This window comes from Domibacillus indicus (genome assembly GCF_023715895.1).
In the GTDB taxonomy this organism is placed as follows: Bacteria; Bacillota; Bacilli; order Bacillales; family Domibacillaceae; genus Domibacillus; species Domibacillus indicus_A.
Genome location: NZ_JAMBOO010000032.1, coordinates 13,609 through 27,775, shown reverse-complemented (window position 1 = coordinate 27,775; position 14,167 = coordinate 13,609). Strand labels below are relative to the sequence as shown.

General features: G+C 49.3%; 10 protein-coding genes and 3 riboswitches. Of the genes, 2 read left to right on the top strand and 8 right to left on the bottom strand.

What is annotated here, in order from left to right:
- Positions 1-160 precede the first annotated feature (160 nt).
- From M3221_RS23115 to M3221_RS23085, 7 genes are all read right to left on the bottom strand, one after another.
- Positions 161-1,381 carry an ATP-grasp domain-containing protein gene (locus M3221_RS23115; RefSeq protein WP_251274262.1) on the bottom strand — a complete coding sequence of 407 codons (1,221 nt, stop codon included), beginning with the start codon at positions 1,379-1,381 and terminating at the stop codon, positions 161-163.
- 180 nt (positions 1,382-1,561) lie between these two features.
- Positions 1,562-1,858, bottom strand: a complete 297-nt coding sequence (locus M3221_RS23110; RefSeq protein ID WP_251274260.1) for an iron-sulfur cluster biosynthesis family protein — start codon at positions 1,856-1,858, stop codon at positions 1,562-1,564.
- Positions 1,855-3,321: an aminomethyl-transferring glycine dehydrogenase subunit GcvPB gene (gene gcvPB / locus M3221_RS23105; RefSeq protein ID WP_251274258.1), complete on the bottom strand. Its 1,467-nt coding sequence runs from the start codon at positions 3,319-3,321 to the stop codon at positions 1,855-1,857. Before gcvPB ends, M3221_RS23110 begins: the two co-directional genes overlap by 4 nt.
- Positions 3,318-4,658, bottom strand: a complete 1,341-nt coding sequence (gene gcvPA / locus M3221_RS23100) for an aminomethyl-transferring glycine dehydrogenase subunit GcvPA (protein ID WP_251274252.1) — start codon at positions 4,656-4,658, stop codon at positions 3,318-3,320. The genes gcvPB and gcvPA overlap by 4 nt, the downstream gene beginning before the upstream one ends.
- The gene (gcvT, locus tag M3221_RS23095; protein ID WP_251274250.1) at positions 4,655-5,752 is read right to left on the bottom strand and encodes a glycine cleavage system aminomethyltransferase GcvT; all 1,098 of its coding nucleotides are present in this window, start codon (positions 5,750-5,752) and stop codon (positions 4,655-4,657) included. Before gcvT ends, gcvPA begins: the two co-directional genes overlap by 4 nt.
- Positions 5,753-5,817: 65 nt before the next feature.
- Positions 5,818-5,899, bottom strand: a riboswitch (glycine riboswitch).
- A gap of 3 nt (positions 5,900-5,902) precedes the next feature.
- Positions 5,903-5,997, bottom strand: a riboswitch (glycine riboswitch).
- Positions 5,998-6,194: 197 nt separating this feature from the next.
- On the bottom strand, positions 6,195-8,087 hold the full coding sequence (locus tag M3221_RS23090) for a S8 family peptidase (RefSeq protein ID WP_251274248.1): 1,893 nt from the start codon (positions 8,085-8,087) through the stop codon (positions 6,195-6,197).
- 13 nt (positions 8,088-8,100) lie between these two features.
- A riboswitch (cyclic di-GMP riboswitch) is annotated at positions 8,101-8,184 on the bottom strand.
- 240 nt (positions 8,185-8,424) lie between these two features.
- The gene (locus tag M3221_RS23085; RefSeq protein ID WP_251274246.1) at positions 8,425-9,333 is read right to left on the bottom strand and encodes an SGNH/GDSL hydrolase family protein; all 909 of its coding nucleotides are present in this window, start codon (positions 9,331-9,333) and stop codon (positions 8,425-8,427) included.
- A 141-nt stretch (positions 9,334-9,474) separates the two neighbouring features.
- Here M3221_RS23085 and M3221_RS23080 point away from each other — a divergent pair, with 141 nt between their 5' ends.
- Both M3221_RS23080 and M3221_RS23075 read left to right on the top strand, forming a co-directional pair.
- Positions 9,475-10,134, top strand: coding sequence for an ABC transporter ATP-binding protein (locus M3221_RS23080; protein ID WP_251274244.1), 660 nt, complete (start codon positions 9,475-9,477; stop codon positions 10,132-10,134).
- Complete coding sequence (locus M3221_RS23075) at positions 10,131-11,453, top strand: ABC transporter permease (RefSeq protein WP_251274242.1); 1,323 nt, start codon at positions 10,131-10,133, stop codon at positions 11,451-11,453. Before M3221_RS23080 ends, M3221_RS23075 begins: the two co-directional genes overlap by 4 nt.
- A 177-nt stretch (positions 11,454-11,630) precedes the next feature.
- Here the strand turns inward: M3221_RS23075 and M3221_RS23070 are convergent, their stop codons facing one another.
- Positions 11,631-13,985 (bottom strand): phosphodiester glycosidase family protein, encoded by a 2,355-nt coding sequence (locus M3221_RS23070; RefSeq protein WP_251274240.1) that lies wholly within the window; start codon positions 13,983-13,985, stop codon positions 11,631-11,633.
- Positions 13,986-14,167 lie beyond the last annotated feature (182 nt).

Sequence of the window (14,167 nt, the reverse complement as noted above, 5' to 3'; positions counted from 1 at the left end):
TCTTTTTATTACAGCTATTTGATCATCTGCTAGCTAGATTTTCATCATATTAATGAGTATTTCTAAACATTACACAATTTTTTCTTTAACTACATACAAACTCATTTATCAACTAGCTATTTTGCTTAAAAAGCTGCCCCTTTCGGAGCAGCTTTTTAAGTTATTCCCGTCTTGTTAAACGGTCCTTTTCCATATGCATTAAAATCGATTCTACTTCTCTTTCATCACGGCCCATGACAAGGCCAATCACTTTAGAAGATCCGACAGCGCCTTCTACATAAGCGGCATCAAGCAGGCTGAGCGGCACAAACTGTTCAAGATCCATGTATTTTTCCACGACAGCAAGCCCTTCATTGAATGGCCCATCCCATTCCAGAGAAGACAAACGAATCGTCGGTTTCCCATATACATTCAACACCTCTTCATGCAGCATAAGGGCACACGAGGAAGCGTTAAAACGAACATTTAAGTCTATAAAATAAAAGTCATCACCGCGCATCAGCACATCAAAGCCGGCAACTCCAACGTAGCCTGTTGCTGCAATGTTTTCCATTACCCGAAGACCTGCTTCCACCACACGCTCGAACGGTTCAGCGTTTGTGCTGACCCAGCTGCCACGGAAGCAATTATCCTCATTGACCACCTGCTCAGATTTGCCTAAAAAACGCACGCGCCCGTCCTGGTCGGCCACGTAATGAAAACCGAAATTACGGTCATAATCAATGAACTCTTCTAAAATGATCGTAGATAAATCCCCAAAATCTTCACTAATCTCGTAAAGCTGCTGCTTTTCTTCAATTAAAAGCACACCGCAGCCGCCGGAGGTTGGGCGTCCATCTCCTGTTTTCAAAACAAATGGCATAGTCGGTGTGTCCTCAAGCAGCTCCTCTAAGCTGACCATCCGTCTTGGCGGAACATGCTCGGCTGGTACAAGTGCCGGAATACTTCGTTTATCGCTTAAATACGCAATAACAGACGGATCTACCCAGTAAAGAGAAGCGGGGGCGTCCTCTGGTGGATGTGGATATTGGAAAATGACTTTTTTTCCTTGTAAAGATAATTTATTTAAAATAGATACATATTCTTGATCATTACGATACGTATAACGAACAGATGGCAGCCTTAGTCCTGCTTTTTCAAGCAGACGGACGGCTCCAGGGGTTACAGCACCTTCATGGCAGATGACCGGCATTTCTCCAGCCACGCTCAATTCTCGTCCAGTTAACGCTTCTAAACTAAGCAAATCGCCGCCAAAGTGCTCATAATCATGCGAAAACAGTTTCGGCGAATAGACATATTCTTTCCCGTAAATATCTTCTGAACTTTGCTTTGGTTGAATAACGCTTGTAAATGAATGAAACGGCCATGCTCTTTCCCCCATTAAAGCCACCTTCTTTCATAAGGATGTTAACTACATATATATATCCAATAGAAAGCGTTTTCAATCTCAAAAAATAAAAAAGAGGAAGATAGACCTACAAATAATCGGGCATTTGCAGCAAGATTAACAACCTGACATTCTGTAATCGGTATAAAAAAAAGAGATAGCTTATGCCATCTCTTATGTTGTACAGCTTGAATCAAATCTATCTCCAAAAATAAATCCGTCCGTCTCGCGGTAATCTACTAAAGTATGTTCTTCTAAATATCTTTCTGTAAAGCGGTCCAGATGAAGAAACAAATCATCGCCAAGCGGAATAACCGTATCCCCGCGCCGCGGTTCCTCCCAGACAAGAGAAAAGCGGACGGAGACGCCGCATCCGCCAGACATCTCCGCATCAATTCTTGGCACATGTCCTTCAGCTGGTGAGGAGGCGAGCAGCTGCCGGCGGGCGGCATCCGTCAGCACGATGTTCATGACTGAACCGTTTCCCGCTCGTAGCGGACGACCGGCTTCCGCGCTGCTTTCACTTCATCAAGCCGGCCGATAACCGTTGTATGCGGTGCATTCAGCACTGTTTCCGGATCTTCTTCTACCTCACGGGCTATGCGGATCATCACGTCCGCAAAAGCATCCAGCGTTTCTTTTGATTCTGTTTCAGTCGGTTCAATCATCAAGCATTCCTCTACATTAAGCGGGAAATAAATAGTCGGTGGATGATAGCCGAAATCAAGCAGCCGTTTCGCTATATCGAGTGTCCGGACACCAAGCTTTTTCTGCTTGGAACCCGATAAGACAAACTCATGCTTGCTGACCTGCTCGTACGGCGACACAAAGTATGGTTCCAGCTTTTTTCGCAAGTAGTTTGCATGCAGCACCGCACTTTCCGATACCTGGCGCAGCCCATCAGGCCCCATCGTCCGAATATACGTATAAGCACGCACGAGAATGCCGAAGTTGCCATAATAGCCTTTCACCCGCCCAATGGACAAAGGCTCCTCCCTATTTAACAGAAAGCGGCCGTTTGTTTTCTCCACACGCGGTACCGGGAGGAAAGGAATAAGCTTTTCTTTCACGCCGACCGGTCCTGCACCCGGTCCTCCTCCGCCGTGCGGTGTCGTAAAGGTTTTATGAAGATTTAAGTGGACGATATCGAATCCCATTTTCCCGGGCGTCGTCTTGCCTAAAATCGCATTTGCATTGGCTCCGTCATAATAAAGCAGACCGCCCGCTTCATGAATCACACGGGCAATTTCGACAATGTCCTTTTCAAACAAGCCGAGTGTGTTCGGGTTCGTGAGCATCAGAGCTGCCGTGTCATCATCCACATGCTTTTTCAGCTCTTCCACATCAACAAGGCCATGTTCGTTAGACGGAATGGTCACCGTACGGAAGCCGGCAACCGTTGCGCTGGCCGGGTTCGTACCGTGAGCGGAATCCGGCACAAGCACCTTCGTCCGCTTTTCTCCTCTTTGCTTATGGTACGCTTTTACCATCATCAGTCCGGCCCATTCTCCCTGGGCACCGGCAGACGGCTGGAGCGTGACAGCATCCATGCCGGTGATCACCGCCAGATCCTCCTGCAGCTCATACAAAAGCTCAAGCGCTCCCTGCACGGTTGCTTCCGGCTGGTATGGATGAATGCGGCTGAAGCCGTCAAGCTTTGCTACATCTTCGTTGATTTTCGGATTGTACTTCATCGTACAGGAGCCCAGCGGGTAAAAGCCGTTGTCCACACCATGGTTTTTATTCGACAGGGCCGTGTAATGGCGAACGAGCTGCAGTTCTGAAACTTCCGGCAGTTCCGGTGCTTCCCCGCGGATAAGATGTGCGGGCAGCTTCTCCGATAGGTTTACCGCGTCTACGTCTCGTTCCGGCAGGCTGCAGCCGATGCGTCCCGGTCGGCTGATTTCGAAAATAAGATCTGTGTAGGTAGTCATTGCACAATCCCCTCCAGTGCATGAATAAATGCCTCAATCTCTTCCTTTGTCCGCTGCTCGGTCACTGCGACCAGCATCCCATTCGGTTCTCCATAGTCCGGTCCTAAATCAAAGCCGCCAATAAATCCCGCGTCAATCAGTGCGTCTTGAACGTCCGCAACGGGCTTCGGCAGCTGGACGACAAATTCATTGAAAAAGGGTGACTGATTAAGTATGGAAAAACCTTTTTGCTGCAGCAGCTTACAGGCATAATCGGCTTTTTCCAGATTCAAGACAGCCATCTCCCGCAGGCCGTTTTTGCCAAGGGCTGCCATACAAACAGCCGAGGCCAGCGCGTTCAGCGCCTGGTTCGAGCAAATGTTGGACATCGCTTTTTCACGGCGAATATGCTGCTCGCGAGCCTGCAGCGTCAGGACAAAGCCCCGGTTTCCATTTTCATCGGTTGTCTGGCCGACGATCCGGCCCGGCACTTTGCGCATCAATGGCTTTGTGACGGCAAAGTAGCCGCAATGCGGTCCGCCGAACGCCATCGGAATACCAAGCGGCTGCATATCGCCGACGACAATATCGGCCCCAAGCCGGCCCGGTGACTGGAGCAGGCCAAGTGCCAGCGGGTTGGCGCTCACAATCAGAAGGGCACCGTGCGCTTTTGCGATTCTTTTTACTTCCTGTAAATCCTCAATCGATCCGAAAAAGTTTGGGTATTGTACAATAACCGCCGCTGTGTCGCCATCCACTTGTTCGCCCAGCGCATCAAGATCCGTTATGTCTTTGGAAAGAGCGGCTTCCTCTACCACATAGCCCGGACCGGCTGCCACCGTTTGCAAAATAGCGCGGGATTCCGGATGAACAGCGCAGGACACAACCACTTTCCCTCTTTTCGTATGCCCGACTGCGAGCGATGCGGCTTCTGCAAGAGCGGTAAAGCCGTCATACATCGATGAATTGGCTACATCCATTCCTGTCAGCTCACACACCATTGTTTGAAATTCAAAAATAGCCTGCAGCTCACCCTGGGAAATTTCCGGCTGGTATGGCGTGTATGCAGTGTAAAATTCCGAACGGGAGATCATATGGCCGACCACACTCGGAATGTAATGATCATAGGTGCCGGCTCCAAGAAACAAAGGCAGCTCTATATTTTGGCGCGCCATGTTTTTCATCTTTTTCCATAGAGCCGGCTCCGGCAGTGCATCCGGAATGGCAAGCTCCCCGTCAAGGCGGATGGACGCTGGCATATCAGAAAACAGTTCGTCTATAGATGAAACGTTTAAAAACGACAGCATCTCTTTTCTATCCTGGTCTGTATCAGGCAAGTAGCGGAATGTGGATGTCATGCGTTTCTCTCCCTTTTATAAAATGGCGTTTGGACAACGATGGCTTCTGCCCTTTTCCCGCGGATCTCTACGAAAAATTTAGTGCCAGCACCTGAGAAATCTGTTTGAACAAGCGCGAGGCCGATCGGCTTTTGGAGCGTTGGCGAATGGGTGCCGGATGTCACCACCCCTATTGGCTCGCCCATTTCAGATAAAATGCGGTACCCGGTTCTCGGGATGCCCCGGTCGATCATTTCAATCCCGACCGTTTTGCGCGAAAGTCCCGTTTCTTTTTGTTTTTTCAATGCTTCCTGTCCGATAAAGGCCGCTTCTTTCGCTGTTTTAACAGCAAAGCCAATACCTGCTTCAAGCGGGCTGATTTCTTTTGTCAGCTCCTGGCCATAAAGCGGAAGCCGTGCTTCTAAGCGTAGCGTATCCCGCGCACCAAGGCCGCATAAAGGAATCCCTTCACTGGCCAGCCGCTGCCAGAGGGAAACGGCTCCTTCCGCCGGCACATACAATTCAAACCCGTCTTCCCCTGTATAGCCGGTGCGGGAGATAAGCACGCCTTCCACACCACCGACAAAAGCAGAGTCTACAAAACGAAACGGGCGGATAGCGGAAAGATCCGTGTCCGTAAGCGGCTGAAGCATTTGGGCTGAAGCCGGCCCCTGCACAGCCAAAAGCGCCGTTTCATCTGATAGATTGGTGATGGTCACTTCTTCTGCGAGATGCTGTTTCATCCATTCAATGTCTTTCTCGATATTGGCGGCGTTTATCACAAGCATAAAGGCATCATCTGACTTCTTATACACAAGCAAATCATCGACTGTCCCGCCGTCTTCATAGCACATGGCGGTATATTGGGCGCCTCCTGCCTGAAGCAGCGTCACATCATTGGTGAGAAGGCGGTTTAAGTACTTTTCCGCTCCTCGGCCTTCTACCAGCACTTCTCCCATGTGCGATACATCGAACAGCCCGGCATGGCTTCTTACCGCCTTATGCTCGGCCAATATACCTGAAAACTGCACTGGCAGTGCCCAGCCGCCAAAATCAATGACTTTGGCGCCGTATTTTTCGTATTCAGCAAAAAGCGGTGTTTTCTTCCATTCCATCCTTCCAGCACCCCCGTTGATCGTTTTGGTCCAAAAAAAAGACAGAGAAAAGGTATGATCCTTTTCTCTGTCCGTTTACCTGAGAGCTTAATCCAAGCTGGATTTTCCCCTTTGGTGGCATGACTATGCGCCATGCTCTCTCCAGAGCTGCGTCCGATTGAGGTCCTTGTACCTGAGAGATTCGTTTCAAGGCTTTTGAAACTTGCTCCGTCGGCGGCATGTATGCACTCTCCCTCAGCCGTCATCCGCGTATATTTATTTGACACTTCCATCTTAAATTAATCGAAACACCTTTTACAAGCATTTTCTGAAAAATGTATATTGTCAGATTTTATGACCGTTCAGTTGACATATTCATTTAAAAAGAAATTTGCTTTCAATAAAAAAACCCGGCACTTGGCGGCCGGGCTTCCACTGCTTTCTTCACAACAGCGATGATGGTTTATTTTTTGCTTTCAATTAAAATATTCACCGTTTTCCCCATAAAAACGGGCGCGGCATACGTTCTGCCATACTGCGAAATGGAAACCACTCCGCCTGATACGTTTGCAACTTTTTGATTCAGTACCTTCCATGTAACAAGCGGCGTTACATCTACACGCTGCCCGCTGGACAGAAGAGCCGTAACGGCTACTTTTTGCACCGTTCCCGGTTTTCCGGCTACACGTTTTGTGCTGACACTTAAGCTGCGCACGCTGGCGTCTACCGTGATATTCACCGTTTTGCCTCCGTATAGTCCGGAAACGGTTGTTTTGCCATAGTTTTGAATCGTGATGATTCCACGGTTAACGGTCGCTACTTTACTATTAGCCGTTTTCCACTGCGCCGCTTCCGTAATATCCACTTTGCTTCCATCTGCACGTATAGCCGTTAACCGAACCGCTTTTGTGTCCTGAGGCTTTCCTGCAATAAGCGTTGTGCTGGCTGTAAGAGACCGTACCGTCGCATCAACGGATACCTTTGCCGTTTTACCGCCGTCCGTTGAACTGATCACTGCTTTACCGAACTGGCGGACCGTAATAACGCCGCCTTCAACGGTGGCGACAGCTGGATTGCTTGATGTCCACTCGGCCTCTTTTGTACGGTCCGCTTTCGCCCCATCCGTATAAGAAGCTGTAAGCGTAACTGCTTTTGTTTCACCTGGCAGCGCTGAAACCGAAGTAGTACTGACTGTGAGGCTGGAAACTGTCGGGCTTACAGCTGGAGCGGATTGAACGGTTTGCGCGGCGGCACTCGCTGGCGCCTGCATTAATCCATAGCCAAACCACGGATCTCTTCCCGCTGTGCCCAAATCCTTGCTTGTATCTTTTAAAATCGCCCGAAGGCGCACTGCATCGGATGTCGGATTTGCCTGCTTTAACAGCGCAAGCTCACCGGATACGTACGGTGCGGCCATCGATGTACCGCTCATGCGCGCATATCCGTTATTCAGATAAGTAGAAACAATGCTTTGTCCCGGCGCAGCAATTTCAACCGTGCTTCCAGTGGAAGAAAAGGACGCACGTTTCAAAGAAGAGTCTACAGCGCCAACAGCAATCGCCGAGTCATAACGTGCCGGATAATCAACGGTGTCATCTGTTCCAGAAACCGATCCATCATTTCCTGCCGCTGCTACGACCAAAATGCCGCTCGCATATGCTTTATCGACCAGTGCCTGGAAAGCGGCCGAATTAGTTTGCGTGCCAAGACTTAAGTTGATAATATCCATTTTATTTGTAATGGCCCAGTCAATGCCGGCTAAAATGCTCGACAAACTGCCTGAACCGCTTTTTTCTAATGATTTAACCGCATACACATCTGCATCCGGTGCAACCCCTTTTGTGCCAAAGCCGTTGTTCTCAGCTCCAATAATGCCGGCTACGTGTGTGCCGTGCCCGTTATCATCCTGATAGGACGTTGTATATGAAACAAAAGATGCCCCGCCTGCAATTGCTAAATCCGAATGTGCGGCCACTCCTGTATCTACAACAGCTATTTTTACACCCCTGCCCGTAAACCCTGCATTCCAGGAAACCGGTACATTGGTGGCGCCAATACCCCAATCCAGTGTGTCGGCTGATGCGTGAACGGTAATATCTTTTTCTACACGGACCACATCTTTATCTTGCTTCAGCTCTTTCACTTCATCTGCTGGAAGTGTCACAGAAGCGATCGGCAGCTGCTTAAACGTCTGGTCAATTTCCCCTTCCGCCTGTGCAATCGCCTTTTTATCTACTTTCTCATCAAAAATGACAATGACATTTTGTTCCTCTTCCTGCGCCGCAAACGCAGCATTAGGACCAAAAGAAGCAACAAGCAACCCAGTGGCTAACAAACTAGCTGCAGCTTTCTTCATGATGAATTTCCTCCCTGGCAGCTGGCTGGCATACCAAAACGGCTTAGCCCCTATAGCTTTGCGTCTCTGCATTTCTACAGATTTGCCTTTTCAAATTAAAGCAGTCTAACTGCCTATCTTTATATCGGAGGATTCTCACCGAACTTAAGCTCGTTTTCTATCTTTTTTTGCATTTACATGAAAATGTAACTATAAGTAAAGGCTTAGTTCTTTTTTAGGCCGAAAAATAAGAATCAGGGCCGGAAAGTGCTGCAGCCGGGCCGGATTCTCTGTTTTCCGGCCATAAAAAGAAGGACTGTCTCATCAGCCAGTTTCCTAGCTTAGAGACACCCCTTTTTTAACGGCTTAACACCCGATTCACAGACTGATAAATCATATCCGCGCCTTTTGGCGTTAAATGCGTGCCCGAAGAGTCGATTAACCCCGATAGGATCAACTTCTGATCGGTCGCGCCGCCGGCTGCCAGATTCATATTTTGGTAGTTATCGATCAACGTCACCCTTTCTTCCTTAGCCACCTTACGGATGATGGCATTGTAAGAATCATTCCACTGCCGGGCGCCGCTGTATTTTTGGTACAGCTTTTCGTCATAGCGTTTATAAAACACCCCTTGAACAACAGGCGGTGTCGTCATCAACACAACACGAATTTTCTTCGCTTTCAGCGTATCGGTAAAGTAGCGGATATTCTGCTCAAACTTTGCCTTGGAAACGCGCGCCTGCCCGTTGGACCGGATCACGGCATCATTTGTCCCAAACATAATGGTGACTACGTCCGGACGCTTGTTTAACACATCCTGCTGAAAACGGTCACGCCCCATGACGGACGTATCGCCTCCGATGCCTGAATTTACAACGGTATACGTCTGTCCGAGCTTTACGGCCCATTTTGCCGCCTGCGGATAAGACGGATTCTGCTTCCAGTTTGTTCCCTGCGTATTGCTGTCGCCGAACGTAACCACGATCGTCGATTTCGCCGTTTTCAGCTGGCTGGACGGGACGTATGCCCTGCGGTTTTGAAACCGGATCTCCGACCATCCGCCCGGCGCCTGCCCATAAACAGATAAAGCAGTATATCTGGACAGTGACCCGATCACTTTCGCACGCGGGCTTGCATTCTCCCGTACCGATAAAGAAGAAGCAATGACCTTTGCCGGCATCGGCTCGGCTGCTTTGGCTGTATTGCTAAACACTGCTGCGAGTGTGAAAAACAACAGTACAGCAGCTAGTACATGATATTTCTTCAAAACAACTTCCCCCACTTACTAGTATAATAGTCTCCAACAAACGATTATACCATATTTTATGAATTAGTATGGATAGGACTGGGAAATTTATAACACTTATGCTAGCATGCTAGCATAACAGAATCTATGGGAGGTTATACGATGATTACGCTTCGCCGTGTTCAAAAAGCATTTCAAACCGGCAGCAGCAGGCAAGATATTTTGCGCAGTGTGGACTTACAGATCGATCCAGGAGAATATGTCGCAATCATGGGAAAATCAGGCTCTGGAAAAAGCACACTGCTGAACATACTCGGTGCGCTCGACTCCACTGACTCAGGTGAATACATACTAGCCGGCAAACCCGTCCATAAAATGCGGCAGTCGAAACGGACTGCTCTTCGAAACACCGAAATCGGATTCGTTTTTCAGCAATTTCAGCTTATTCCGAATCTATCTGTTTATCAAAATGTGCTTCTCCCCCTTACATACGGACGAAAAAAACTGGGAAGAAAAAAAGCGCGGGTTCTGCAGTTGTTAGAAGAAGTAGGACTAGCCGATAAAAGAAAGCAAAAGCCTTCCCGGCTGTCCGGAGGAGAAAAGCAGCGGGCTGCGATCGCACGGGCGCTCGTGAATGAACCGTCGATTCTGCTGGCAGATGAACCAACAGGAAGCCTGGATGAAGCAACAACTGAAACGATTTTACAGCTGTTTGACCGCGTTCATCAGCAGGGCACGACGATTGTGGTCATTACCCATGATCAGGAAGTGGCAGACCGTGCGCAGCGGGTCATTCATTTAAAGGATGGTGTGCTCGCATGAGGCTTGGAAATGCATTAAAGCTCGCCTGCTTCGGTCTTTGGTCGAACAAATTTCGTGTCCTGTCCGCCATGATGGGCATTGTCATTGGTCTTTTTGCGGTGATTGTCCTTATTGCCATTGCAGTAGGCGTAAAAGATACCTTGCTGAAACAGATGGGAAGCCTCGGTGCCGAGCAAATTCTGGTGATGCCGGGCCGCGTCCTGGATTCCGCGAATGGGCAGAAAGACTTTTTAAGCGGCATTACAAGCGTGCCCAGCACGTTAACGTATGAAGATGCCAAAGCAGTAGAAGCGGTGCCCAATGTTAAGTCGGTGACACCGCAGCTTGAAACGGTATCGAACGCAGCATATGGAGAGCAAAACGTCCAGGCCGTTCTGGTCGGCAGCACTCATCAATACAACCGTGTTCAGCATGCTGCTTTAGCAGAGGGGCGCTTTTTTACAGAGGAAGAACAGCAGTCGAAGAAAAATGTGATTGTCCTTGGCAGCAACATTCACGACGCGTTGCTCGGAAAAACAGCCGAAGCCCAGTCGGGAAGCACAGGCACCCCGGCTTCTGAAGAAAAAACGTGGTGGCAGCGCGCCCTCGATTCGTTCATGGCAGGTACCGTCGTGTTTGCCGAAGAAAAGACGATGGTCGGCCAAAAGCTGAAAATCGGCGAAAAAGAATATACCGTCATTGGTATACTCAAGCCGAATGCCACACTCGGTTCAAGCACTGATAACAACATCGTTATGCCGATTGAAACGGCGCTGACCAACACGGATATGAAGTATTTAAACAAAATGATCGTTGAAGCAAACAGCACCGATGTGATTGATGAAGTCGACAATGCTGTGTCCTCCGCGATCAAACAAAATCATAAAGAACTGGATTTCAGCGTCGTGAAACAAGATCAAATGCTTGGTGCTATTGATAACGTAACCGTGATTTTACAAGTGATGCTGCTCGGTATTACCGCTGTTGCGCTGTTTATCAGCGGTACCGGCATTATGAACGTCATGGTAATGTCTGTGAGGGAACGCACCCGGGAAATTGGTATTCGCAAAGCGATTGGTGCCACCACCTTTGAAATTATGGCCCAGTTTTTCTTTGAAACCCTCCTTCTTTGTGTGATCGGCGGATTGTTTGGCATTGGCCTCGGCTATGCGTTTATTGAACTATGGAATCACTACGTTGATGCGTTTACACTGACTCTTCCCCTATGGGCCATTCAGCTGGCTCTCGGTTCTACGATTGTGATTGGCGGTTTGTTCGGCATTTATCCAGCCCTCAAAGCAGCACGAATGAAGCCGAGCCATGCGCTTCGGTTTGAATGACGAAAAAAACGGGCTTATCCAGTTGGATAAGCCCGTTTTTTAAATGATAAGCCGCTTCCTGGGCCGGAATTATTAAATTTGGGCCGGAATCTGCTTCGCCTGGGCCGGAAAAAGTATTTTCCGGCCGAAGCGTCCGATATACCGGCCCAAAATAAAAGATTCCGGCCCAGCACAATGTTAATTTGTTTTTTCCAGTCCCCGATTCAAGAAAATGCTGAAATCAGCGCGCTTGATCGGTTCCCCTGGCCGGAACGTGCCATCCGGGAATCCCTGCGTAATACCGGATGCAGCCAGTGCATTCACGGAGCTGTATGCAAAGGTGCCGGCATTATTGTCCGGGAAATAATTCCGGTCTGCTTCTGGAAGCTTAAGCGCCCGTGCTAAAACGGCAGCCATTTCGGCCCGTGTCAGCTTGGCCTGTGCATCAAACGTGCCGTCTGTCCGGCCAAACATAATGCCAGCCTGTGTGACAGCAGCAATACTTCCATAAAATGCATACGTCTTTGGCACATCAGAAAAGCCTGGATCTTTTACACCATCTGTCGGCAGCTTCATCGCACGCTGCAGCATAATCGCCGCCTGCACGCGTGTTAAGGTTTCCTGTGGTCCAAACGTGCCGTTCGGAAAGCCGCTGATGACGGCCCGGTCTACAAGTGACGCAATATCACTTTCCGCCCGGAAGTCCACCGGCACATCGCGGAATAATTCTTCTTTGTACGAAGCGCCGTAGACCGCTTTTAAGGAATCCACATAAACGCCCGGCTTCGAGGAAGAAAGAGCGGACAGCTTCGTCCAGCCTGCCTGCACCGGTACGCGCACGTTCTTCCAGCCGTTCCATATTACGCTTCCGAAAGACGCTTGATGAGCCGTTCCCTTTGCATCAAGGAACGTGCCGGTTATTTCCGCCCCGTCTGCCTGACCGTATACACGCAGGCTGACAAAGGACGGACTGTCGGACAGCGCGATCGGCTGAACCGGCCGAACCGTACTGTCTACTTTCAAGGAGCGGCTGCCGTCATAAGAGACCGTACTTACAGGAGAAACTGACCAGCCTGTGCTCTCAAATGAATCTAACAAACTCGCTTTATTTTCCGGCGCCGCTTTAACGGTGACCGGCAGCTTCACTTCAGCCGTCCCTTTTTTGACTGATATAAAACCTGAACCTGATTTAACAGCGGTAAAGGTTGTGCCGGATACCGTTCCCAGATCGGAGGTAATCGTCACGTTTTCCACTTTAATCGGATTTCCGTATTCATCCATAATCGAGTGAATATTTACGCCAACCGTTTCCCCAACGGCAAGCGGTGCATCCGACGACAAGCTCGCATTGATCGTCGTTGGCACACCCTTTGGCGCAGTCGTAATCGCCATTAAAAAGGTTGATACCGGCCGCTCACCCCATGGGTCAGACGGCTTGTTTTGAATCGTTGCCGTAAAATCACCCGGCTCGCGTGCCAGCATCGTAGTGGAACCGCCGCCGTCCATATTAAGCGCTCGATCATAGCCGAGTGACTGAATGTAGGCCGCAAATTCTGATAAACTCATACCGGTGCTGTAGCCCGGCTGGCGTCCATCGACGGTAATAAACGCTACTTTTTCGCCTGTTTGATCAATGGCCACAGCCGTACGCGGCGCTCGCTCGCGTGCTTTCGGGCTGTTCGGGTTCATCGTCAGCGCTACTTTCCCGTCTTTCACAAGCAGCGGCCCGCTGCCTATCATAAAATCGGCTCCCTGCCATTTCGCATCCACATCGACCGACACGGATACGGTATCACCGACTTTCATGCTGCGGAGTGCTTCCGTTTCGGTTCCATGCGCGGACAGGACAAAGCCGTCCTTCGGAATCACTGCTCCTGCCGTTTGTCCGTATGGGCGGAAGCCCGTCACTTTACCGGTTAACGTGCCGCCAAACTGAAGCGACGGGTCACCGGCTCCGGATACGATGACTTCATAACCGTACGGATTGGTCGTCGTTACACCGGATGAAAAATTAGGTGTATACACCATCGTCGTATCTGGATAGCGCTGCCCGTTATGGCCCGCCATCGTTCCGGTCGTTCCATTGTGCGCGTATGTAAAAGTCGTAGAATAAGAGTCAATCTGGCCTTTTCCTTCTTTGTTGATACCAAAGGCGATTTTCTCGCTGACAAACTCATCTTTGCTCGTTTCAATCATGCCGCCATTCACCAAGTAATTGTCGATCGCGACAAAATAAAGCGGCATCGGCTCCCGGTTAAAAAACGAACCGTTAATCGCCCCGATTACTTCATGCCCTTCCCCGCTTGCCGCAAGTGCCTGCTTGGACGTCTGCACCAGCTTATTAAGCGGATTCGGCGCCCCCGCCTCAACTTTTGTATACGGGTCTGTCGTGTCGATTTCCATTACGCGGACCGACTGAGGAACAGTTCCTTCCTCTACAATTTCGGTGTACGTTACCCCATTCGAAACATCAAACTCATCTGTAACTGCCGCCTGTGCCCACGTTGGAAACAGCAGCATCAGTGCGAGCAGTCCTGCTCTTACCCTTTTCATGGAAAACCTCCCTGCTTTTTGAAACTAGTATAGCATAAGCAGATTAAGAGAATAGCGGTCTTCTAGAAGAGAATGTAAAAAGTTAAAAAAGAGAAACTCAAAAGAAAGTATTGCTTGACCAGGAAAATTCAACTATTATTTTAAAGGCATGTCTCAATTTCAAGGTAAAATGAGGGTCATTT